The sequence below is a fragment of the Flavobacterium sp. Root901 genome (genome assembly GCF_001429765.1).
GTDB lineage: Bacteria > Bacteroidota > Bacteroidia > Flavobacteriales > Flavobacteriaceae > Flavobacterium.
Genome location: NZ_LMJB01000005.1, coordinates 1,276,111 through 1,300,275, shown reverse-complemented (window position 1 = coordinate 1,300,275; position 24,165 = coordinate 1,276,111). Strand labels below are relative to the sequence as shown.

Here is a 24,165-nt window from a genome sequence, read left to right as displayed (position 1 = left end):
ATTATTCTGTATTTGAATTTATTAATCTTAAAAAACGTATTGCCGAATAAACAATCAGCAATCCGCCGAAAGCATATCTGTATTTTGGTTCCATATCCAGGGGAAGCTTTTCCCAAAACATAATCATTAAACCAAGTACAAGATATATTAAAAAAAACAGTATTCCTAAAACAAGAAGAAATCGCTCTTTGAGCGATTTCTTCTGAATATTATTAAGCATATCTTTTAACATTATTCTGCAGATTGAATAGTAATAGGTAAAGAGTAAAGTACTCTCACTTTTTTACCATTTTGCTCGCCGGGAGTCCATTTTGGACATTTTTTAAGAACACGAATTGCTTCTGCTCCTGTACCGTAACCGATATCCCTTAAAACTTTAATGTCGGTTAATGAACCGTCTTTTTCAACTACAAAAGTAACGTAAACTTTACCTTTTAGACCTTCTTCTTCCGGAGTCTTGTAATTATTTCCTACGAATTTGTAGAATTTATCCATTCCTCCAGGGAAATCAGGTTTTACTTCGATACCAGCTGTATTATATACACTGTTATCTTCTTCTACTACCTGAGAAACCGGTCCTGTACCTACTGGCTCATCAACAGTTAAAACTGCATCCGGATCTCCTTTGATAGTTTCATTACCTACTTTCTTATCTTTCAAATCCTCAATTTTTGGAGGATCTTCAGTAACTTCATTTGCTTTAGCAACCACGGGCTTCACAAACTTCACCTGATCCACTTTTGGTGGCGGTGGCGGTGGTGGTGGTTGGTTTGGCTTAATTTCCTCTTTTTTAGGAGGTAATTTTACTGTCGCAATCTTGATATCTTTATTCACATCTTCTTCAGTAGAATCTGGAAGAAAGCTTGCGATAAGAGGAGCTGCTACAGCAAAGCTAAAGATAACCGAACCTATGATAAGTGCTTTTACCGTAGTTTTTCCGTTCGATTTTCTTAACTCATATGCACCATATATCTTATTACGACCTTCGAATACGATATCAAGCCACTGATTTTTAATTATATCTAATTTCATTTTTCTTGATTATTAGGATGTTAAAACAAAATTACTCTTGTTTTTTATCGATCAATTTTGTTTCCTCAGGAGTAAACTCAGGAACGATTGCATAAGTCTCAACTCCAGTAATCGCCATTTCATCTAATATATCAACTAAATTTCTATAAGTTGATTTTTTAGTTGGTTTAATAATAACGATGATTCCGTTTTTAGGTTTTCCTTTAGCTGTAGAATATTCTAAGACAGATTTCTTTCTTTTAAGAACTTCTCTACGGATTCCATCTTTACCATATGCGATATCTTTTGGCCCAGCTATTGGGGTCTCTAATAATCCCATATAGTAAACAATTTTATTGTTTTCGCCTAACATCAGTGTCATTGTACGATTCTCATCTACCTTTACAGGTGGAGTATCGTCTTTAGGATCTTTATCTGGCAGAGACAAATCCATCGATTGAGGTTTTGACAACGAAGTAGTTAACATAAAGAACGTGATCAATAAGAATGCCAAATCCACCATTGCCGTTAAATCGACTTTCGAATTCTGCTTTTTACTTCTTACTTTACCACCTTTACCACCACCGCCGTCGCCGGTATTTAATTCAGCCATTTTAGTGTATCTTTTTTAATTAAAAGTCTTTTCCTCTCATACCAGTAACTAAGTTAAAGGAATTGATTTTTTGATCTTGTAAAATATCCATAATCTTTTTGATTTGTGGATATTGTTCTTTAGCATCTCCTTTAATTGCAATCTGCAATTCTTTATCATCAAGGTCAATTGCAGCTCTTCTTGAAACCAAAAGCCAGTCTTTTAATTGATTATCTAAAGAATCGATTGGAATTCCAGGTTGATCCGCTTTAACTCTGTCAGCAGATTTCATATCGATGATTTGCTTTAAATTTGTAACGGATACACCGAAGTCATCCATTAACGCAAATTTAGTTTTATCATCTTCTGAAAAAGTTACACCGTATTTTGAGCCCATTCCTTCAAGAGTTCTTTTACGAATCTCTCTACCTTTAATGTCAAAAAACACTTTGCTTTTCCCGTCTTGTCCTTTACCTATTGTAATAATTGCCAAATCAGAATCTGGTAATTTACTTTGAACAGTCGATGAAGGCATATCTACAGGAAGTGCCTCTGGCACCTTAGCAGTAGCGGTCAAGATAAAGAACGTAAGCAAAAGGAACGCAACATCACACATGGCAGTCATATCTGTCGATGTTGACTTCTTTTTCATTTTTATTTTAGCCATTATCTTTTATTTTATTTTGATATAATTAATTGGTAATTATATATATCAAAAATTAATTATTGTTTTAAACTTCCTCTGAATCTTCTGTAAGTATTCACGATTGTAGTACCAGCCTCATCGATAGAGTAAGTTAAATCGTCAATTTTAGCAGTAAAGAAGTTGTAAGAAACGATTGCTAAAATAGAAGTAGAGATACCTGTTGCAGTGTTGATAAGTGCTTCAGAGATACCTGTTGCAAGAGCAGCCTGGTCTGGAGTTCCAGCAGAAGCTAACGCACCAAACGCTTTAATCATACCAGATACAGTTCCTAATAATCCTCCTAATGTACCTAAAGATACTAAAGTAGAGATGATAGTCATGTTTTTCTCTAACATTGGCATTTCTAATGAAGTTGCCTCTTCAATTTCTTTGTGGATTACTTCTGAAGCTTCTTCGCTGTTGAATCCTTCTTTTTTAACGTCTTGGTATTTAATTAAAGCAGATTTAATTGCGTTTGCAACTGAACCTTGTTGTTTGTCACATGAAGCGATAGCAGCCTCGATGTTTCCTTCTTTAATACTTCCTTGAACGCTCTTCATGAATTTGTCTAAGTTAGTTTTACCAGCAGCTTTACCAATAACGATAAATCTTTCAATAGAAAAAACAACAACCATTAAAAACATACCTAATAATACTGGTACAATAAATCCTCCTTTATAAACTTGTCCTAATGTATTGATTGGATGTCCAGTTTCAGGGTTACCTCCTTCGAAGTTAGAAGCATCTCCCATGATTACTTTCCAAATAAACACCCCAACCAAAATACACGCTGCGATAATGATTCCTGTAATCATCCCTCCTCCATTTGAAGTGCTTTCTTTTTTAACTTTAACGTTTGCCATTTTTTTAAATTTTAATAGTTTTAAATAATTTTTATTTTTTAGTTATATTTAACTTGTAGGGTAGCAAATTTATACGTTTAGTTTAAATAAAAAAACTTTTTTTAATTTTATTGAAGGAAATTTAACGTCAAATTAAAAAATATCTCATTAATTTGTCAGCGTCATTTTTATGATAAAACAAAAAAAAAGGCGAATAATAAAAAAATTACAACGTTTTAGTAAATATTCAAACATTCCTTTGAAATCTTCTTAAAAAGCTGAGAATTTATTTTTTATGTCCAATTCAATCAAAAAAAGCATTTTCCTACTAAAAAAAAGATAGTTAAATTGTTAAAAAACCAAACAAAACCCTTATAATCATCTAAATTACAAATAAAAACATGAATAAAAAAGAAAATTTCATTCAGGAGATAAACAGCGGTTATTCGGCTAAGGGCGATTCAATCATTCTTGGCGGCGCAATTTTAGATGGTGAAGCAATAGCTGAGGCTCACGTCAAAATTCCATTAAAAACATTAAACCGCCACGGCCTTATTGCAGGAGCAACCGGAACCGGAAAAACGAAGACAATTCAGGTTTTTTCTGAACAGTTATCCAATGCCGGAATTCCGGTTTTAATGATGGATATTAAAGGTGATTTTAGCGGAATTGCAAAAGAAGGAAAAGAAGAAGGTTTTATTACAGAACGCCATGCAAAAATAAACATACCTTATAGTGTATCTGCATTTCCGGTTGAGTTAATGTCTTTATCAAAACAAAATGGAGTTCGTCTGCGTGCCACAGTTTCGGAATTTGGGCCGGTTCTATTCTCCAGGATATTAGACTTAAATGATACACAGGCCGGTGTTGTTGCTGTTATTTTTAAATATTGTGATGACAAGCAAATGCCTTTGTTAGATTTAAAAGACATTAAAAAAGTTATTAATTATATTACCGAAGAAGGCAAAGAGGAAATTGCAGCAAGTTATGGTAAGATATCAACTGCAACTACAGGAACCATTCTTCGAAAAATAATCGAATTAGAACAACAGGGCGGCGATTTGTTTTTTGGCGAATTATCTTTTGAAACGGATGATTTAATGCGAATTGACGAAAACGGAAAAGGATACGTAAACATCATCCGCCTGACGGATATTCAGGATAAACCAAAATTATTCTCAACTTTTATGTTGAGTCTTTTAGCTGAAATTTATCAAAAAATGCCCGAGAAAGGAGATGCTGAACAACCTGAGCTGGTTATTTTTATTGATGAAGCGCATTTAATTTTTAATGAAGCCAGCAAAGCGTTATTAGAACAAATTGAAACTATTGTAAAATTGATTCGTTCTAAAGGTGTTGGGGTTTATTTTGTGACGCAAAATCCGATGGATGTTCCGAGTGGTGTTCTGGCGCAATTAGGTTTAAAGATTCAGCATGCACTTAGAGCTTTTACAGCAAATGATCGTCAGGCGATTAAAAAAACTGCCGATAATTATCCAACTTCTGAATATTATAAAACAGACGAATTACTGACCAGTTTAGGAATTGGAGAAGCTCTGGTTACCGCTCTGAATGAAAAAGGTGTTCCAACGCCGCTTGTGGCAACGATGATGCGCGCTCCGCAAAGCCGTATGGATATTTTATCGCCTTCAGAAATTGATGAAATAAACGGTAAATCGAAATTGGTTAAAAAATATGCTGAAGAAATTGACCGTGAAAGTGCTTTTGAAATCCTAAACAAAAAAATAGCTGACGCGAACGAAGCCGCAGCTCAGCGAGAAGAAGAAGCACCAGCAAAATCTTCAAAATCAGAACCAAGCACTACAGAAGTAGTTACAAAATCAGTTATAAAAGTTGTAACAAGTGCTACTTTTATAAGAGGAGTTTTTGGCGTTTTATCAAAATTCTTAAAAAAGTAGTAAAATAATTAAACCACATAAATGATAAGTTCATTTAAATGGTTTGCAATTATAAACCCGACAGATTTTTGAAACTTGTCGGGTTTTATATTTATTTATTTTTTTGAAGCAGTTCCAGAATTTTATTTTCAACTTCTGGTGAGTTCCAGATATTTTCGATGTTATCCAGTTTTAAAACTTCTTCCATAATTCCGTTTTGGAAATCACCAATTGCCAAAGCTTCGGCATAAGGACGGTCGCTAAAAGTAACGCGGCTGTAAAGCGGAATCCATTTATCTGGATGTTTGTCTGAAAAGATTTTTTCTATTTTCTTTTGCAATAAGAATTTTTCATCAGCCGTTTTGGTACTCATTTCCATGAAATTTCGGTATGAAAGTTCAGCAATTGCGTCGGCATTTGGTTTACGGGAAATTTGATATTCAGTAAAGATTTTTTTCCAGTCATCTCCAAATTTTTCCATCATTTCGTTCAAAACCGTAATATCTTCAAAACCAGCATTCATTCCTTGTCCGTAAAATGGCACTATAGCATGGCAGGCATCTCCAATCAAAGCAATTTTGTCCTCAAAAGTCCACGGAAAACATTTCATGGTTACCAAAGTACTTGTTGGGTTTTTAAAGAAATCATTTGCCAGCTCCGGAATCACTTCAATAGAATCAGGAAAGTTTTTCTCAAAGAAATTCTCGACCATTTTACGATCTGTGAGCGATTCAAAAGAATTATCGCCTTCAAAAGGCATAAATAAGGTACAGGTAAAACTTCCATCTAAATTAGGAAGTGCAATTAACATATACTCGCCTCTTGGCCAAATATGAAAAGAATTTTTATCTAATTTATGTGTTCCGTCCGCATTTGCCGGGATGTTCAATTCCTTGTAACCCATATTTAAAAATTCCTGCGAATAATTAAACATGCTCTGGCGCTGCATCCTGTGACGGATTCTCGAAAAAGCGCCATCGGCACCAAAAACCATATCATATTTTCTTTCTTCCCACTCGCCTCTTTCGCTTTCGCCAATATGCAAAGTAGCATCACTCAGCGTTACATCCCAGATTTTTTGCTCAAAATGAAACTCGACTCCGGCATTTTCGGCCAAATCAATCATTTTTCGATTTAACTTTCCTCTGGAAATCGAATAAATCGATTCGCCTTCCTGTCCGTAATTCTGAAAATTGAGTTTACCAACTAAATGAATAGCGCGTTTGTCCATCGGAATTGCGATTTCCCGAACTGCATCTCCTACTCCAACACCATCAAGTGCTTTCCAGCCGCGGTTGGACATTGCCAGATTAATAGAACGTCCGGAAAAATTTATTTTTCGAATATCAGGGCTGCGATCATAAACATGAACTGTGTGACCTGCTTTTTTAAGATAAATTGCCAACAGCGATCCTACAAGTCCAGAACCTACAACAGCAATTTTTAGAGAAGTTTGCATCGGGGAAAATCTAATATATAAGATCGTAAAAATAAGTAATAATTGAACATAAGCTCTAAAATAAACCAATTATTTACCATTAGAATCTTTAAAGTAAAGGGAAAGTTTGATTTAAAAATTCAGGTTCTGAATATTTACTAAAATCATTTTGTAACAAATTGTTATTTTATTTGATTTATTTAAAAAATTAAACAACTAATTTCGCTTTAAGTTTTATTCATCAAAAGAAAAATTCATGAACAGCGAAATATTACAATCAGACATAACTTTAGAAAATGAAAAAGTGCTTTTGCTTCCCTTTGAAAGTCCAAGAAATATTGAACTTAAAGAAATTATTTTTGATGACGAAATCTGGAAATACATGGGAATGTATGTGAGAAACGAAGAGGATTTCGAAAATTACATTCAAAATACTTTACAACAAAAAGCCGCCGGAATTTGTTATCCGTTCCTTATAATTGACAAAGCGACAAACAAAGCTGCCGGAAGTACTCGTTATGGTTATTTGAATCATGCGAGTCAGAAATGCGAAATTGGCTGGACCTGGTACGGAAAAGATTTTCAGGGAACTGGTTTAAACAAAGCCTGTAAATATGAATTATTGAATTTTGGTTTTGAAAATATTCAATTTAGAAGAATACAATTCAGCGCAGATCTTGAAAACTTAAGATCGCAAAAAGCAATTGAAAACCTGGGCGCTTTAAAAGAAGGTTTATTTCGAAATAATTATATCGATTCTGAAGGAAACAGCAAAGATGATGTTTATTATAGTATTATTGCGGAAGAATGGCAGAATACTAAGCGGGATTATTTTGGGGAGTTTGTTAAATAATATCGTATTAGAAAAAATCTTATTTTAGTCTGTAAATTTCTACGACAGGAATTACTTAGACAAAAAATAGAAAATGAACCTCTACTCAGAACATTATGTCAGTCAAAAAACGGAAAGGTTCGTTAATAAAATTTGGTGTCTGGATAACAGCATCGGCGAAAGCCTGATCGAAAATAAACTCGTTTTACCAAACGGCTGTTTTAATCTTGCTATTGTAAATGGGATTGCCATCGAAGTTCATACGAGTAAAAACAAATACGAAATGAACAAGGGAATTTACTTTTGTTCGCAAATGACCAATAAAGTTTTAGTTAATATTCAGCCGAAAACTAAAGTTACTATTATTCAGCTTCATGTATGGACGCTTTCGATGTTTCCTCAATATGATTTAAGCAATTTTACAGATTCGATTCTTAAAATTAATCCAGAAGAATTACCTTTTAAAATTCAAATCGATTCTGAGGTTGAATCTTTATTAAAGATCTTAAATGATTATTTTGAAGAGTTAAGTACTTTACATTCAAACAAAAATACAATCGAAAAAATCTGCGAAATCATTAAAAATAAAGATTCAGCAATTTCGGTTTCAGAAATCAGTTCCGAATTAAAATCTTCTCAGCGGCTGCTTCAGATAAAATTTAAAATTGCGACCGGACTTACCATCAAAAAATACATTCAGATTTTAAAATTCAGAAAATCTGTCGATCAAATGGTGAATGCTGATTTAGAAAAACTGAAATTAACTGATATTGCGATATATAACAAATATTTTGATCAGTCGCATTTTATTAAAAAATTTAAAGATGTGACGAAAGCAACACCAAAAATGTTCGATCCCGATTCTTATTTTCTTTCTCAAAAAAGATAAATTTTCGCTTTTATACTATTTTCCAGATTTTGATTGACGTATTATTGCAGAATCATTAATCATCAATCAATCACAATGAAAATCAATCACACTTTTTTTCAATTAAAAGCTTTTTTAATTGGAATGTTACTCTTTCATATCCAATTTGGATTTTCTCAGGAAATTAAAAATTCCGCTTTGTACAAAACCATTTTATCAAAAGACAGCCTGCTTTTTAACATTGGCTTTAATACCTGCGATGTAAAACAATTTGAGAATCTTTATACGGAAGATTTTGAATTTTATCACGACAAAGACAGTATTTCTGACAAAGCAAGATTTTTAAAAACGTTTACCAGCGGCATCTGCTCTCCCGACAGAAAATACAATTATCGCCGAGAACTAATTGACGGAAGTACTGAAATTTATCCCTTATATAAAAATGGTGTTTTATACGGCGCCATACAAATGGGAACGCATAGGTTTTATGAAAGTTCTGCAGGTAATACGGAACAAGCCGGAAGTTTTGCCAAATTCACGCATTTATGGCTTTTAAAAAACAAAGACTGGAAGTTGGCGCGATCGCTTAGTTACAATCACCAAATGACCAGTTCTACGGCAGGAAAATCAAATCTTTTTGATAACGGTCCGGAAACGGAAAAATGGCTGAAAGAAAATAAAATTCCGGCTTTAGGAATCGGCATTATTGCAGATGGCAAATTAAAACAAGTAAAGGTTTTTGGCGAGCTGAAACCCGGAGTTACTGCGCCATACAACACTATTTGGAATGTCGCTTCACTAACAAAACCGATAACTGCCATTACAACCCTCAAATTAGTAAGTTCAGGAAAATGGGATTTGGATGAACCGCTTTATAAATACTGGACAGATCCAGATATTGCGCAGGATCCTTATTTAAAACTGCTGACAACCAGAATTGTTTTAAGTCACCAGACTGGTTTTCCGAATTGGAGAGATTTTAATGAATCTAAAAAATTAGATTTTAAATTTAAACCCGGAACGAAATATCAATATTCCGGCGAAGGTTTTGAATATCTGCGAAAAGCATTGGAGAAAAAATTCCACAAAACGTTAGATCAACTGGCATCAGAATTGGTTTTTGAGCCTTTGAAAATGACAGATACGCAATTCATCTGGAACGATAAAACCGATATTTCGAGATATGCTATTAATTACGACAATAAAGGAAATGCTTATGAACCAACGAAAAACAAAACTGTAAATGCTGCTGACGATCTTTTAACCACAATTGAAGATTACAGCAAATTTTTATGCAGTGTTTTAAACAGCGATGGTTTGAGCAAAAAAGTATTTGATGAGATGAAGGCACATCAGGTTACTACTAAAAAAGATAAGTATTTTGGTCTTGGTTTTGAAATTTACGATTTAGGAAACGGAAATTATGCTTTATCGCACGGCGGCGCAGATAAAGGCGTTCAGACCATTTTTATTTTACTGCCAAAAACAAAACAAGGTCTGGTAATTTTTACTAATGTAGACGACGGTTATAAAATATACGAGAACATCGTTGTGCATTATCTTGGAGCAGATGGCCAAAAAATAGTTGATATCGAAACAAAATAATTGAATCTTAAAATACAATTATGATACCGATGATCAATACTTTAGTACTTTTCATGTTGTTTTTAAGCAGACAAGCCTCCGGAAAAACAAATAGTGAAAATGCGGGAATGGAACTTTTAAAAGATGAAATTATTGCAATGGATAACCTTCTCTTTGATTTTGCTTTTAATCAATGCGATGCCGCGCTTTTCAAAAAAATAATCAGTGATGATATTGAATTTTATGACGATCGTTATGGATTAAATATTGCCAATGGAGATAAAATTAAAGCCATAGTCGAAAAATATTCAAGACCGGAAAAACTGGTCAGGAAGTTAAATTCCTGCACGATTGATAAGTTAGGAGATTTTGGTGCGGTGCAGGTAGGCGAACATACATTTTACAATAATGATATTCCGCAGGGAACCGGAAAATTTATTCATATATGGGAAAGAAAAGGTAACGAATGGAAATTGAAACGAATTGTTAGTTATGAACATAAACCTTTTTAAAAGGTTTTTTGTCTGTATCCAATTTCTTTTTTATTTAGAAATGAAAAAAAATTGATGACTTGTGAAACCAAACTGGAAATGAATCGTCTAACATTTTAAGACATAAATTTTATTCAGATAAAAAATCGTAATTTCGATCAACTTATTGAATTTCAGTTTATAAAAAGTTTCAATCATCAATCAAAAAAGAATCATTTCGTTAACCTAACCCATAACAATCATTATGAAAAAATCAATCAAACTCATAGGGCTGTGCATCCTGTTACAGCTTTTTGCACTAAATATTTTTGCGCAGGACAAAGCAAAAAAAATCGAAGATCTTTTGGCCAAATACAACGAATACGGACAATTTAACGGATCTGCCTTAGTGGCTGAAAATGGAAAAATAATCTATAAAAAGGGTTTTGGCCTGGCAAATATGGAGTGGAATATTCCAAACCAGACTGATACAAAATTCAGACTTGGGTCTATAAGCAAACAATTTACAGCCTTATTAATCGTAAAACTGGCTGAAGAAGGAAAAATAAAACTAAATGTTCCGATTACAACTTATTTACCAGATTATCCAAAGGAAACCGGCGATCAAATCACCATTCATAATTTATTAACGCATACATCCGGAATTCCGAATTATACAAATGCGCCAAACTTTCTGAAAGAGAAAAGCCGTAATCCTTATACACCAGAGGAATTTATAAAAACGTTTAATAAACTTCCACTTGATTTTAAACCGGGCGAAAAGTTCAATTACAGTAATTCCGGTTACTTTTTACTAGGCTATATTATTGAGAAAATTTCAGGTAAAACATACGAGCAGTATTTACAGGAAGTTATTTTGACACCTCTGAAAATGAGAAATACAGGTTACGATCATTTTGAAGTAATATTAAAAAACAGAGCTGCAGGTTACGAAAGAGAAGGCAAAAAAATTACTAATGCTCCTTTTCTCGACATGAGCATTCCGTATGCGGCGGGTTCTTTATATTCTACTGTTGAAGATTTATATCTTTGGGACCAGGCGCTTTATACGAATAAACTTCTTTCAGAAAAATCGATGGAATCCTTATTTAAGCCATATATAAAAGCCTGGGATAGCTCTTATGGATACGGATGGTTCATAAGAGAAGCTGACAATGGTGATAAAGGTAAATTGACAATTATTGAACATGGCGGCGGTATCAACGGATTTAATACCAATATTGCCCGAGTTCCTGCTGATAAAAATTTAATTGTTTTATTGAACAATACCGGCGGAACAGTTTTAGGTGAAATGACTGCTGCAATTGGTGCCATTTTATACAATCAGCCATACAATCAGCCTAAAAAATCTTTGGCATTGGAGCTTTTAGATGTTTTTTCAGAAAAAGGAACCGCTGCCGGATTGGAAACTTATAAAAAATTAAAAAACGATCCGACTTTCGGCATTAAAGAAGACGATATGAACCGTGTTGGTTATCAATTATTGCAGACAGGAAAAAAGAAAGAAGCAATCGAAGTTTTTAAAATTAATGTGGAAACTTTCCCAAAATCAGGAAATGTTTATGATAGTTTAGGCGAAGCGTATCTAGCCGATGGTGATAAAAAACAGGCCATTCTAAATTATTCTAAATCAGTTGAACTGGATCCTTCAAATGCGGGCGGCAAAAAAGTATTAGACGAACTTCTTTCCAAAAATAAAGCGAAATAATATTTCGTAAATTCTTTAAAATTATCTCCGATAAAACAGATTTTTAACCTGGATTATCGGAGTTTTTTGTTATAACTTGTAACATTCAAATTTGATGATTTCTCATAAAATATAGTATTTTAGCCGTACCCAAAACAACTAAAATAACCTATGAAAAATCTAAAAAAGCACTTTTTTATGGCTTTGCTGGTATGTCTTTTTATTCCGGCTATTTCTAATTCTCAAACCAGTTTTCCGACTCCGAAAATGCCTTCGCAGCAAAATAAAATTATAATAGATAAAATTGTCGAAGCCGCGCACTACAAAAACTATGTAATTGATTTTTGCTTATCTAAAATAAACGAAACATCGGCAAAAGAAGGCTGGAACGAACAAAAAGCCATGGAAATTACAGAAAGTATCAACTACAAGAATTTTAGAGATGCGATTTACAATTTGTTTGTTGTTTATGACGAAGTTGAACTGGAGACTTTATTAAAAGCATACGAGAAAGATACGGCTTATCAAACACAAAATATTATGACAACCAGCAAAGTGCTTACCAATAACCTTAACATTTTTGCAAATGATATTGTTAAGGGAAAGTATATTGCTAAATAAAGCGGCTAAGATTCTAAGAACTAAGGCTCTAAGTTTTTTTTTAAAAGTTTCAACATCTTTGTCAAAGTTTAAAACTTTGACAAAGATTCGCAACCTGAAAACTGAAACTTAAAAACAACCTACTTTTTCGGTTTCAAAACCAATTTCGTAGAAGTCTTTATAATTTCGTCTTTGTTCAGTTTCATTTTTCTGAATTTTCCGGCGTTGTACATTTCGGCCTGATCGCTGTAGTGTTTGCTGAAAGGATTTCCGGATTGTCCTGTTGGAAGAATACTCCAGCTGTTTTCAATGTCTGAAAAATCTACAATTCTTCTGGTCGAAGGACCGCCTTTTACATAATACTTTCCTTCATCAGTTAAACCGAAAAATAAATTATTAATTACTTCATTTGAACCAGGCGAAGCAAAAGGCCCAACATTGAATAAACCACGAAGTGCAGCTACTTTTCCTAATGGATGCTCGTGTTCAACCGTATGTACTTGCCCCCATTTCCAGTCAGAAATTGTATTTCCTAACTGTTCTTTAAGAGCTGAAACAGCTTCATGAAAGGATTTTGAAACAATCTCTTTTCTGGTTTCCTTTATATTTTTGGTTTTGATATTATCCCACCAAACCGAATTTTCATTCTTAACCTGATTCGCAATAACTTGTTTTCCAACAGAAATCCCTAAAAACAAATTAAAATTATCTTCGCCCATTTCGTCTTCAAAAGTGTTTTTTAAATACAGGTAAACCCATTTGTTATAAATGGTTGGCGCGACATCCTCAAGGTTTGTTGTTCCTTTCCATGATTTTAAAACTTTAATCGCCTCTTTTTCTTCTGCAGAAGCAGAATTAAGATCCGTATTTGAAATTAAATTTTTAACCGTTTCAACAGCAACTACCGAAGTATTGTCGTAAATCATTTTACTAATTGCTTCTTTATCCCAATCAGATTTTGCATCCATTAGATTCGAAATTCTTTTTGCACGGTCTTCCGGAAGATAATATCCCGGATATAAAAAACCATCAACTGCCTCCGGCTGATTATTAGCAGAATAAACATATCCCCATTTTGGATTTTCAGCCGATGGATTTTTAGAAAAATCTAAATATTCTGTAATATCATCTTTTCCACCTGAACCGTCTAAAATTAAATGCGTATTTACACCTTTGTTATGTTTATACAATTTTCCTGTTGCCCACCAGCCCACATTTCCTTTGGCATCGCCATACATTACATTTAATCCCGGAGCAGCAATTAAACTTGCAGCTTTTTTAAAATCCTCTTTACTTTTAGAATGAGAAAGACCATAAGCCGCATCTAAAATTTGAATTGGCTGCCGGGTATAAGTCCACATCATTGCAATTGGATGTTTACGATCTAATCTCTCCAGCAAATCATTCATAACAGGTCCGTGACGGGTTGTTTTTATGGTTAAAACAACATCTGAAGTATCTTTTACTTTAATGGTTTTTTTTCTGATTTCGTACTTTGCAAAACCTGTTGGTGTTTGATATTGACTGGAATCTCCGGTTTTATTTTTTTCCTGATAAAAATCAATGTCATCATTTTCAAACATCGTTAAACCATAGGCATAATCCCGATTATGTGCTAATAACGGAAACGGAGTTCCTGCGAGATAACAGCCGTACAATTCATGTTCCGGAGTTACGATATGCGCTTCATACCAGGTTGCCGGCTGCGAAAATCCGATATGCGGATCATTTGCAAAAATTACTTTTCCGCTTTTTGTTTTATGTGGTCCCGCAACCCAGCTGTTACTTCCTATAAATGGCGGAATTGGCGATTTGTCCAGCAATGCCGTTATTGATTTTGAAACCGCGGTATAATCCTCAATATTTTCCTTGGAGCTTTTAAGCTGCGTAGTGTTAAATTCGCCTTCAATTCCTAAATCTTTCAAATAAGCGGCTCCGAATTTATTACGGATATCGGTTAGTAAAGGATCTGTTTTTTGAGCCATTGCAAAACTAAAAGACATATAACCAAAGATATTATAAACGTCTTTTATGGTAAATTTTTCTTTTTTCACTCCAACCAATGTAAACTCAATTGGTGTTGTTCCTTCTTCAAGATATTGATTAATTCCATCCAGATAAGCCATTGTCAGTTGATAACTCTTACTATTTTTGTCTAATTTGGCAATGGCTTTCGCCGAAGCTTCTTCAATACCAATTCCGGCAAAAAACGTATCATTTTTAAGTGCTACAGAACCAAAAATTTCTGATAATTTCCCCGGAGCAATTCTGCGGAGCAATTCCATCTGCCATAATCTTTCCTGTGCATGAACGTATCCAAGTGCCGTCATTGCATCTTTTTCAGAATCTGCATAAATATGGGGAACGCCATATTCGTCAAAATATACTGTAGTTTCTTTTTCAAGATTTTTTATTTCTAATTCTCCTTCATATTTGGGCTTTAAATGAAAAATATAAGCACATAAACCTATTCCAATTACTACAACAAGTACCAATAAAACCAGCAGGATTTTTTTTAATCTTTTCATATTTTGAAAAAGTATAAAGCGTAATGTTTCTAAAATGATGTAATCAAAAAGGGGAATAATGTAAAAATCATCCTTTTTAAAAGCCTAAATTTATGTATTTAAACAATACTATAAATGTCAATATATAAAAAAATAGCGATTGGAGTAATTTCCCTTTTTCTACTTGTGATTTTCGCCAATATTGGACTGAATTACTGGATTAAAAAGCAGCTTCCGATTATTGTTCATGAAAATAACAAGACGCCATATAATATCAATTATGAAAAAATTGAAGTTTCGCTTTTTTCAAGAAACATCTATGCAGAGACATTATTAGTAAGTCCGAAAAACCAGCCTAAAGACAGCAAAAATGGTCTTTTTTCTAAAATAGAATCTATTACAATCAAACATTTTAATATTTGGGATCTTGCTTTTCGCGATGTTATTCAGGCTGAAAGCATTATCATTAATAAACCCCGCGTCATTTTATATAAAAAAGGCGAAAAATTATTGAACAACAGCAAAAGTATTAAAAGTGAAATCTTTGAACCGTTTCGCAAAATCATAGCTGTTTCTAACATTTATTTAAATGACGGAACTATTGATGTTGTTTCTCTAGACAGCGAAAAACCAATTCTGAGCATTAAAAAAATAATTCTGAAATTAGAAGGAATTCTCCTGACAGACGCCACATTACAAGAAAAAATTCCGCTGCAATATAAAAGTTACGCCTTGGTTATTGATAGCTTATTTTATCGTGCAAGTGCTTTTTATCATATCAATATTGGAAAAATAAGCACTGAAAAGAACTTTTTAAAAATCAATAATTTTTCTAATCTGCCTCAATTTAGCCGAAGAGATTTTATAAAACGATTAGATAAGGAAAAAGATATTTATACCTTAAAATTTGATTCGGCACAAATTGCAAAAATGGATTGGGGATTTAAAAATGACCGTTTTTTCTTCAAGGCCAATTCGGTTGTAATCAATCATTTTAATGCTAATATCTACCGTGGAAAAATGCCAAAAGATGATTTAAGCAAAAAATATCTTTACAATCATTTATTACGAAATATTAAATTCCCTCTTCAAATTGATACGCTGCAGGTTTTAAAATCAAAATTGGTTTACGAAGAAGAAATTGATTTTTCTAAAGGTCCCGGAGTTTTGAATTTTGACCGTTTCAACCTGCAGGCATTAAATCTGCGCAGTGGTTTTGGTTTGAAAAAAACTAAAGACGTAAAAATTAAAGTGAACTGTATTTTTATGAAAACATCTCCTTTAAATGTAAACTGGAATTTTAATGTTCTCGACAAAAAAGACAGTTTTCATATTCAGGGGGTGATTTCAAATTTTGATGTCAGGGCTATGGGTCAGTTTAGCAAACCTTACATGAATGCTACATTTACGGGAGCTTTTAATAAATATCGTTTTAATTTCTACGGAAATGACAATATTTCAAAAGGAAATGCTTCTCTGGATTATGATGATCTTAAAGTCAAATTATACAAAAAAAAGCATCCCGAAAAAGAAGCGAAGCTTAAATCTGCAATTGTTAATTTATTGGTTAAGAACGATTCAAATGACAAAACCAAAACAGCAGATGTTGAAGTTGAAAGAATTCAGGAAAAATCATTTTATAATCTTTTATGGCGCAGCATAGCCGAATCTTTAAAGAAAATTTTGATTTAATTTTTTTTGCCGCAAATTGCACGAATTGCATGAATAACGCACAATCTTTGTCATTCCGAGGAACGAGGAATCTTCGCAAGAAACTCAGCAAAGATTTTCAATTCAATAATCTTACGCAAAGACATAATTTAAAAAATCTAAATCAGGATTAATAGTTTTAATTAATTCTAACTTTTTGCCTCTAGTCCAGCCTTTAATCTCTTTTTCACGCATAATCGCTTCTTGAATCCAAGTGAACTTTTCATAATATAAAAGAAATTGGACATTATATCTCGAAGCAAAGGTTTTGTTTTCATCAGATATATTTTCTTTATGCTTATTTAAGCGAATTCTTAAGTTATTTGTTACTCCAGTGTAAAATACGGTTTTAAATTTATTCGTGATGATATAAATGTAATAGGTGTGATAACCTTCTGACAATTGCATTGCTTAATTGATTATTTTCTTCGAAACGCAAAATAAAAAGAAATATTTTCTTACTTAGAGAAATAGTGATTAATACTTTGTAGAGTTACTTGCGAAGATTCCTCGTTCCTCGGAATGACAAGATTGTAAAACCCCATTTATAATTTTTAACCTGACAATTATCAGGTTTTAAAAAAATCCTTTTTTCCATATTTGCCTTTATTTTAATCTGAAAAACAAATGGCAAAAATACCTCTCCATACTTTTCATATTCCTGTTATGGGCCTTGCATACACAATTGACAGTCCAATACGTGTAGCCCAATATGGAATTTCATCTGTTATCGCACTTGCTGATGATGATTTGATTGAGAAAATGCGCAGCTTTTACAGCACTAAATTCAACATTCCATACGAAGAAATTACCCAGAAATTTCATGATTATCGGGCAGAAAGAATTACCTCTTACTTAAATTTGGTTGATAAAATTGTCAAAAAAAAATTTGAAAATTTCAAAACTGAATTAGCTGAAAGCAAAACTGCGCTGGAAAACTTCATGTCAATCCTGCCCAATACATCTGATATTAAAAAAGGATTTCAGAATTTATTAAATGATGGAATCACATTTAAAGAAAACATTCAAAATTACATTGAATCTCATCTATTTCCGGGCGAAATCGACGTTAACATCATGACGAAGCTTGACAAAGATAATTTTGTAAAAAAGGAACAGCTTCCAGTCGAATTTAATGATGCTCATGCTGCTTTAAGGGGTTTTGCAAACAGCAATTTAGAATCTTCCGTAGTTCTTTCGGCAGGAATGAATCCGAGATTGTTTGGATATTTTGAAAACTTTAAAGATTTTTTTCCGAATGAAAATAACGAACTTAAAAAGAAAATCATTCTAAAAGTAAGTGACTTCAGATCGGCGATGATTCAGGGGAATTTCCTCGCCAAAAAAGGACTTTGGGTTTCCGAATACCGAATTGAATCCGGACTAAACTGCGGCGGTCATGCATTTGCAACTGACGGCCTTTTATTAGGCACTATTTTAGAAGAATTTAAACAAAAAAAAGAGCAGCTTATACAATCAGCCCATGATTTGATGATTAAAGCTTTACAGCTAAAAAATCAGGCTTTTCCGGAAAATCCTTTAGCAATAAAAATCACAGTTCAGGGCGGCGTTGGAACTGCAGAAGAACATGAATTTTTATTAGACGAATATAATGTAGATTCTGTTGGCTGGGGATCTCCTTTTTTGTTAGTTCCAGAAGCAACTTCTGTAGATCAGGAAACGCGAAAATTATTGATGAACGCTAAAGAAGATGATTTTTACCTGAGCAATATTTCACCACTGGGAGTTCCATTTAATACTTTAAGAGGCACAACTAACGAGTTTTTAAAACAAAGAAGAATTCAGGAAAATAAAGCCGGAAGTTCATGCCCAAAGAAATTTTTAGCATTAAGTAAAGAATACGATCCGCATGGTATTTGCACGGCATCTAAAAAATATCAGGATATTAAACTAGCAGAATTAGAAAACATAAAAGACACTTTATCCGCCGATGCATTTGAAAAAAACAAAATCAGGATAACAGAAAAATCATGTTTATGCGTTGGTCTGGCCAATGCTTCATATCTTGAAAATGACATCAAAATAAAAGGCCAGGCACAAGGAGTTGTGATTTGCCCCGGGCCAAATTTAGCTTATTTTGATCAGGAAGTTTCTTTAACAGAAATGATTCAGCATATTTATCAAGGAAAATCCATTTTAAGAACGAATGACCGACCAAATTTATTTGTAAAAGAATTAAAAATGTATGTTGATTATTTCAGAAATGAAATTGAAACATTATCGGGAGAAGCAACAGCAAATCAACTTAAAAAATGGAATTCTTTTAAATCAAATATTTTAGAAGGAATTGAATATTATCAGCGCCTTTTTTCATCGACATTGTATTTTAAAAAAGAAAAGGAAAAAATCAAGACCCAATTTGATTTTTATAAATCAGAATTAAATGCAATCAAAATTCCAACACTGGAATTAACCTAAACAAAACGCCGATTTAGAATTCTAAATCGGCGTTCTTTTATATGTAAAGGTTAAAATCTACTCTTTTTTCTTCTTGCTGTCAATAACAGCACCTGTTCCTGTACCTAAAGCAGCACCGGCTAAACCACCAATAATAGCTCCTTCACCTTTTTTCTTGCTGACAATTGCACCAGTTGCAGCACCTACCCCGGCACCAATTACAGCACCTTTAGCAGTTGCACTCCATCCTTTCTTTTTAGCAGGAGTCGCAGTTGCAGCAGCGGTTCCGTCATTTTGATGCACCACAACAACTTTTTGTTCTTTTTGAGATTCAACTTTCTGCTCGTCTTTTATTTTGGCCATTTCAGTCTTCATTGAATCTATTACACGCTGCTTGTTTATTTCAACTTTCATTGAATCAATACTGGCTTGTTTGGCTTTATTTAGATCTTCTTTGCTTTGATTCTGGCAAGAAGTCATCATTATTACTGCAAATAAAATATATAAGCCTTTCATGATCTTTAGTTTTTAAATTTATATTACAAAATACGGAATATCTGCTATATTAGTTATTACAGAATTTTTTAAAAACGTTATAAGATTAGAAGATTATTTGTTTTTACGTAGAATTTTTCGATTTTAATTTTGGTGAATTAATCTCGCAAAGGCGCAGAAACGCTAGGTTTTATTATTTTAAATTCAATAGTGTCCAGTTCTGGCTGGATGAAAGCATAAATACAAACAAAAGGGCTTTAGCCAAACTTTATCGTTTGGCTAAAAGCCTTTCCTATTTCTATTATTTCCCCTAGCTGAAGCTAGGGGCTATGGAAAAAACTTTGCGCCTTATCCTACTTTCCTAAAATTCCTTTTTTCAAAATTTGTCCAAAGTCATACATGTCTTCGTAAGAACAATATAACGGAACTGGTGCCAGACGAATTACGTTTGGTTCACGCCAATCTGTAATTACTCCGTTTTTCATTAAATAATCAAATAAACTTCTTCCTTCTCCGTGCAGGAAAACAGACAACTGCGAAGCTCTTTCTTTCGGGTTTGCGGGAGTGATAATTTCAAAATTACCTGCAACTTCTTTATCAATTTCGTGCAGAATAAATTCAAGATAAGAGGTAATGTGATCACGCTTTGCAACTAAAGCATCCATTCCAACTTCAGCAAACATTTCTACAGATGCCAGATAGGGCGCTAAAGACAACACCGGAAGATTACTAATCTGCCATCCGCCTGCCCCATGAACGGGATCAAAGTTGGGTTCCATTTTAAAACGGCGTTCTTTATTATGTCCCCACCAGCCGGCAAATCTTGGCAGATCCGGATCGTTATGATGTTTTTCGTGAACAAAAACCCCAGAAGCATTTCCTGGTCCTGAGTTCATGTATTTATAACTGCACCATGCGGCAAAATCGACATTCCAGTCATGAAGTTCCAGTTTGATATTTCCTGCAGCGTGCGCTAAATCCCAGCCCACTTTTGCACCTGCTTTTTGTCCGGCTGCAGTAATTGTTTTTATGTCAAAAACCTGACCTGTATAGTAATTTACTCCACCAATTAAAACCAACGCCAGTTCATCACCTACTTCTTCGATTTTTGCTAAAACATCTTCAAGACGAATATTGTGTTCTCCTTCTCTGCGTTTAATTTCTACAATTGCATCTTCTGGTTTGTAACCATGAAAATGAACCTGGCTCTGAAACATATATTGATCTGATGGAAAAGCTTTTTCTTCACAAATAATTTTATAACGCTTTCCTTTTGGCTGATAAAACGAAACCATCAATAAATGAAGATTTACAGTTAAAGTATTCATTACGGTAACTTCAGACGGAAGTGCGCCTACAATTTTACTCAGTGGTTCTGCAAATCTTTCCTGATAATCCCACCAAGGTTTTTCGGCATAGAAATGACCTTCAACAGCTAATTGTGCCCAGTCGTTCATCACTTCATCAATATAAGCTTTGGTACGCTTTGGCTGTAATCCAAGAGAATTTCCGGTAAAGTATATAACGCGTTTATCGTTCACTTTCGGAAAAATAAATTGTTCCTGATAATGATTTAATGCGTCTTGTGCATCAAGTTGTTTCGCGAATTCGCGTGTATTTTGAAAAGTCATTGTTTTTTGTTTTGGATGCTAAAATAACAAAATTTGTTTGTTTTGTTTGAGGTTTCACGTTTCAAGTTTCACGTTATATTGACAATTTGAAAGTGAAACCATTATAAAACAGAAAACCCGACAAGTTTTGAAAACCTGTCGGGCTTGATATATAATAATTCAAATTACAGAATTAACATTGCATCTCCGTAAGAATAGAATTTGTATCCTTCTTTGATCGCTTCTTCGTATGCTTTTTTCATTAAATCATGTCCACAGAAAGCAGAAATCATCATTAATAATGTTGATTTTGGTGTATGGAAATTGGTAATCATACAGTTTGCAATACTAAAATCGTGTGGAGGAAAAATAAATTTATTTGTCCATCCTTCGTAAGGGTTCAAAGTATTAGCAGAAGAAACAGAACTTTCGATTGCACGCATAGAAGTTGTTCCAACTGCACAAATACGCTTTCTCTTTGCTTTTGCCTCATTTACGATATCGCAGGCTTTTTGATTGATAATCAATTCTTCAGAATCCATTTTGTGTTTAGATAAATCCTCAACCTCAACCGGGTTGAAAGTTCCTAAACCTACGTGAAGTGTAACTTCAGCAAAATTTACTCCTTTGATTTCTAATTTTTTCAAAAGATGTTTTGAGAAGTGTAAACCAGCCGTTGGCGCTGCTACAGCTCCTTCTTCTTTAGCATAAATAGTCTGGTATCTTTCAGCATCTTCCGGAGTCACATCTCTGTTGATGTATTTAGGAATTGGAGTTTCTCCAAGTTCTGTCAATTTGTTTCTGAATTCTTCATAAGAACCATCGTATAAGAAACGTAAAGTTCTTCCACGAGAAGTTGTGTTATCAATTACCTCAGCAACTAACGAATCGTCATCACCAAAATAAAGTTTGTTTCCAATACGGATTTTTCTCGCCGGATCAACTAAAACGTCCCAAAGTCTTTGTTCTGAATTTAATTCTCTCAACAAGAAAACTTCAATTCTTGCTCCTGTTTTTTCTTTGTTTCCATACAAACGTGCAGGAAAAACTTTTGTATTGTTAAGAATTAAAACGTCTCCGTCATCAAAATAGTTGATAACATCTTTAAACATTTTATGTTCTATTGTTTGTTTTTGACGATCAATTACCATTAAACGAGATTCATCTCTATTTTCTGCCGGGAATTCAGCTAAAAGTTCTTTCGGTAAATTGAAATTGAAGTGTGATAATTTCATATTTGGATTGTTGATTTTAAAGTGTAGATTTTAGATTTATTTACCTAAAATTTTAAATCGGATGCAAATATACGATTGTGAGATAGGCGTTGTCAAGTGTTTTGACGTTTATTTTCAAAAGTCCCTGATTTACTGATGTTTTCAGAAGCCTTAAAAATGTTTTTTTACCTAAAAAAAACTATTTCGCATAATTGTCATTTCGAGGAACGAGAAATCTCCGCGAGAAACTCGACAAAGATTTGATTTTCGTTGCGGAGCCACTTGCAGAGATTTCTCCTCCGTCGAAATGACAAACTTTGAGGCCAGAGCAAAACTCATCCACAAAAAAACCTCTGGTTGAAACCAGAGGCTATATTGATCAAGCTTTATATTAACTTTTTATTTAAATGAACTTATGTAACTTATATGGTTCAAAAAAACTATAATTCTGAAATTTGAAAATTCAGCGCTTTTAAATCATTCCAAAAATCAGGATATGATTTAGAAACCACTCCGGCATCTTCAATAATAATAGGCACTTTTATTGCTAGTGGAGCAAATGCCATTGCCATACGGTGATCATTATAAGTTCCGATTTTTACATCATGATTTATATTTTCAGAACGCAGTAATGTTAAGCTATCATTTGTTACAGAAATGTTTGCGCCCAGTTTGGTAAGTTCAATTTTTAAAGCTTCTAATCGGTCTGTTTCCTTGATTTTTAAAGTATGAAGTCCAGTTAAATGACATCCAATTCCTAAACCTAAACAAGTCACCACGATTGTTTGTGCAATATCTGGTGTATTGTTTAATTCAAAATTTACATCCTGATAATTATATCCGGCAATTTTTTCCAAAGTCATTTTATTGTTTTGGAAGATGGTTTTTACACCCATTTTTTCATATAAAGAAACTAATTCAGAATCTCCCTGAAGACTGTTTTCTTTGTAACTGCTTAAAGTTATTTTTGCAGCATCGGCCAAAGCCACAAGGCTAAAGAAATAAGAAGCCGAGCTCCAGTCAGATTCGACAACCATTTCTTTTGATTCCACAGCATCTTTAGGATAAACTTTAATTACATTGCCTTCAAAACTGGTTTTAATATCTAAATCAGTCAGCAGAGCCAAAGTCATTTTGATATACGGAATCGAAGTAATTTCTCCTTCTAATGTCAACTCTAAACCATTTTCTAGTTTTGAGGCGACTAATAAGAGTGCCGAAATATACTGGCTGCTTACATTTGCTGCCAAAGTAACTTTCGAAGCGGTTACTTTTTTTCCTTTAATTCTGATTGGCGGATATCCTTCTTCTTTTTCGTATGATATTTCAGCTCCCAACTGTCTTAAAGTATCAACCAAAATTTTGATGGGACGCTCCTGCATTCTCTTTGAACCAGTCATTACCACTTCTCTGCCTTCGTTTACAGCAAAATAGGCTGTTAAAAATCGCATTGCTGTTCCGGCATGGTGGATGTCAACAATTTCATCATTGCCAATTAATGCTTTCTGCATAACTTCGCTGTCGTCTGAGTTTGAAGTATTGGCTAAAGTTATATTGGGGAATAAAGCTTTTAATAATAATAATCGGTTCGTTTCACTTTTGGAACCTGTTATATTTAGCTGCGAATCATCAATTGTAAATGGTGAATTCGTTCTTAATTTTAAATTCATGATATTAGTTATG

Annotated in this window: 21 protein-coding genes; 9 read left to right on the top strand and 12 right to left on the bottom strand. The window is 33.7% G+C overall.

Annotated features, from left to right (window positions below):
• Nucleotide 1: 1 nt before the first annotated feature.
• The 5 genes from ASE21_RS22265 to ASE21_RS09300 are packed head-to-tail and all read right to left on the bottom strand — an operon-like array spanning nucleotide 2 to nucleotide 3,151.
• Entirely contained in the window at nucleotides 2-232 is a 231-nt protein-coding gene (locus ASE21_RS22265; RefSeq protein ID WP_057122313.1) for a hypothetical protein, read from the bottom strand.
• The gene (locus ASE21_RS09315) at nucleotides 232-1,032 is read right to left on the bottom strand and encodes an energy transducer TonB (RefSeq protein WP_057122312.1); all 801 of its coding nucleotides are present in this window, start codon (nucleotides 1,030-1,032) and stop codon (nucleotides 232-234) included. Before ASE21_RS09315 ends, ASE21_RS22265 begins: the two co-directional genes overlap by 1 nt.
• 31 nt (nucleotides 1,033-1,063) lie before the next feature.
• Nucleotides 1,064-1,624, bottom strand: coding sequence for an ExbD/TolR family protein (locus tag ASE21_RS09310; RefSeq protein WP_057122311.1), 561 nt, complete (start codon nucleotides 1,622-1,624; stop codon nucleotides 1,064-1,066).
• Nucleotides 1,625-1,643: 19 nt separating this feature from the next.
• Nucleotides 1,644-2,270: an ExbD/TolR family protein gene (locus ASE21_RS09305; RefSeq protein ID WP_057122310.1), complete on the bottom strand. Its 627-nt coding sequence runs from the start codon at nucleotides 2,268-2,270 to the stop codon at nucleotides 1,644-1,646.
• A gap of 56 nt (nucleotides 2,271-2,326) precedes the next feature.
• The gene (locus ASE21_RS09300; RefSeq protein WP_057122309.1) at nucleotides 2,327-3,151 is read right to left on the bottom strand and encodes a MotA/TolQ/ExbB proton channel family protein; all 825 of its coding nucleotides are present in this window, start codon (nucleotides 3,149-3,151) and stop codon (nucleotides 2,327-2,329) included.
• Nucleotides 3,152-3,531: 380 nt separating this feature from the next.
• Here ASE21_RS09300 and ASE21_RS09295 point away from each other — a divergent pair, with 380 nt between their 5' ends.
• On the top strand, nucleotides 3,532-5,049 hold the full coding sequence (locus ASE21_RS09295) for a helicase HerA-like domain-containing protein (protein ID WP_057122308.1): 1,518 nt from the start codon (nucleotides 3,532-3,534) through the stop codon (nucleotides 5,047-5,049).
• A gap of 91 nt (nucleotides 5,050-5,140) precedes the next feature.
• Here ASE21_RS09295 and ASE21_RS09290 read toward each other — a convergent pair whose 3' ends face one another.
• Nucleotides 5,141-6,487, bottom strand: a complete 1,347-nt coding sequence (locus ASE21_RS09290) for an FAD-dependent oxidoreductase (protein WP_057122307.1) — start codon at nucleotides 6,485-6,487, stop codon at nucleotides 5,141-5,143.
• Between the two features lie 235 nt (nucleotides 6,488-6,722).
• On the opposite strand from ASE21_RS09290, the gene ASE21_RS09285 reads away from it, so the two are divergent.
• The 6 genes from ASE21_RS09285 to ASE21_RS09260 all read left to right on the top strand — a co-directional run bounded on the left by ASE21_RS09285 (nucleotide 6,723) and on the right by ASE21_RS09260 (nucleotide 12,549).
• Nucleotides 6,723-7,319: a GNAT family N-acetyltransferase gene (locus tag ASE21_RS09285; RefSeq protein ID WP_057122306.1), complete on the top strand. Its 597-nt coding sequence runs from the start codon at nucleotides 6,723-6,725 to the stop codon at nucleotides 7,317-7,319.
• Nucleotides 7,320-7,392: 73 nt separating this feature from the next.
• Complete coding sequence (locus tag ASE21_RS09280) at nucleotides 7,393-8,187, top strand: helix-turn-helix domain-containing protein (protein WP_057122305.1); 795 nt, start codon at nucleotides 7,393-7,395, stop codon at nucleotides 8,185-8,187.
• Nucleotides 8,188-8,262: 75 nt separating this feature from the next.
• Nucleotides 8,263-9,771, top strand: coding sequence for a serine hydrolase (locus tag ASE21_RS09275; protein ID WP_082603454.1), 1,509 nt, complete (start codon nucleotides 8,263-8,265; stop codon nucleotides 9,769-9,771).
• 20 nt (nucleotides 9,772-9,791) lie between these two features.
• Nucleotides 9,792-10,262: a nuclear transport factor 2 family protein gene (locus ASE21_RS09270; protein WP_057122304.1), complete on the top strand. Its 471-nt coding sequence runs from the start codon at nucleotides 9,792-9,794 to the stop codon at nucleotides 10,260-10,262.
• 223 nt (nucleotides 10,263-10,485) lie between these two features.
• On the top strand, nucleotides 10,486-11,949 hold the full coding sequence (locus ASE21_RS09265) for a serine hydrolase domain-containing protein (protein ID WP_057122303.1): 1,464 nt from the start codon (nucleotides 10,486-10,488) through the stop codon (nucleotides 11,947-11,949).
• Nucleotides 11,950-12,099: 150 nt separating this feature from the next.
• Nucleotides 12,100-12,549: a hypothetical protein gene (locus tag ASE21_RS09260; protein ID WP_057122302.1), complete on the top strand. Its 450-nt coding sequence runs from the start codon at nucleotides 12,100-12,102 to the stop codon at nucleotides 12,547-12,549.
• Nucleotides 12,550-12,668: 119 nt separating this feature from the next.
• Here ASE21_RS09260 and ASE21_RS09255 read toward each other — a convergent pair whose 3' ends face one another.
• Nucleotides 12,669-15,056, bottom strand: coding sequence for a penicillin acylase family protein (locus ASE21_RS09255; RefSeq protein ID WP_057122301.1), 2,388 nt, complete (start codon nucleotides 15,054-15,056; stop codon nucleotides 12,669-12,671).
• Nucleotides 15,057-15,170: 114 nt separating this feature from the next.
• On the opposite strand from ASE21_RS09255, the gene ASE21_RS09250 reads away from it, so the two are divergent.
• Nucleotides 15,171-16,727 carry a hypothetical protein gene (locus ASE21_RS09250; protein WP_057122300.1) on the top strand — a complete coding sequence of 519 codons (1,557 nt, stop codon included), beginning with the start codon at nucleotides 15,171-15,173 and terminating at the stop codon, nucleotides 16,725-16,727.
• A 111-nt stretch (nucleotides 16,728-16,838) separates the two neighbouring features.
• Here the strand turns inward: ASE21_RS09250 and ASE21_RS09245 are convergent, their stop codons facing one another.
• Complete coding sequence (locus tag ASE21_RS09245) at nucleotides 16,839-17,153, bottom strand: GIY-YIG nuclease family protein (protein ID WP_057122299.1); 315 nt, start codon at nucleotides 17,151-17,153, stop codon at nucleotides 16,839-16,841.
• A 219-nt stretch (nucleotides 17,154-17,372) separates the two neighbouring features.
• On the opposite strand from ASE21_RS09245, the gene ASE21_RS09240 reads away from it, so the two are divergent.
• Nucleotides 17,373-19,184: a hypothetical protein gene (locus tag ASE21_RS09240; RefSeq protein ID WP_057122298.1), complete on the top strand. Its 1,812-nt coding sequence runs from the start codon at nucleotides 17,373-17,375 to the stop codon at nucleotides 19,182-19,184.
• Nucleotides 19,185-19,241: 57 nt separating this feature from the next.
• Here the strand turns inward: ASE21_RS09240 and ASE21_RS09235 are convergent, their stop codons facing one another.
• From ASE21_RS09235 to ASE21_RS09220, 4 genes are all read right to left on the bottom strand, one after another.
• Nucleotides 19,242-19,679: a YMGG-like glycine zipper-containing protein gene (locus tag ASE21_RS09235; protein ID WP_057122297.1), complete on the bottom strand. Its 438-nt coding sequence runs from the start codon at nucleotides 19,677-19,679 to the stop codon at nucleotides 19,242-19,244.
• Nucleotides 19,680-20,011: 332 nt separating this feature from the next.
• Nucleotides 20,012-21,289, bottom strand: a complete 1,278-nt coding sequence (gene kynU, locus ASE21_RS09230; RefSeq protein ID WP_057122296.1) for a kynureninase — start codon at nucleotides 21,287-21,289, stop codon at nucleotides 20,012-20,014.
• A 164-nt stretch (nucleotides 21,290-21,453) separates the two neighbouring features.
• Nucleotides 21,454-22,503, bottom strand: a complete 1,050-nt coding sequence (queA, locus tag ASE21_RS09225) for a tRNA preQ1(34) S-adenosylmethionine ribosyltransferase-isomerase QueA (RefSeq protein ID WP_057122295.1) — start codon at nucleotides 22,501-22,503, stop codon at nucleotides 21,454-21,456.
• Between the two features lie 419 nt (nucleotides 22,504-22,922).
• The gene (locus tag ASE21_RS09220; RefSeq protein WP_057122294.1) at nucleotides 22,923-24,152 is read right to left on the bottom strand and encodes a 3-phosphoshikimate 1-carboxyvinyltransferase; all 1,230 of its coding nucleotides are present in this window, start codon (nucleotides 24,150-24,152) and stop codon (nucleotides 22,923-22,925) included.
• Nucleotides 24,153-24,165: the final 13 nt, after the last annotated feature.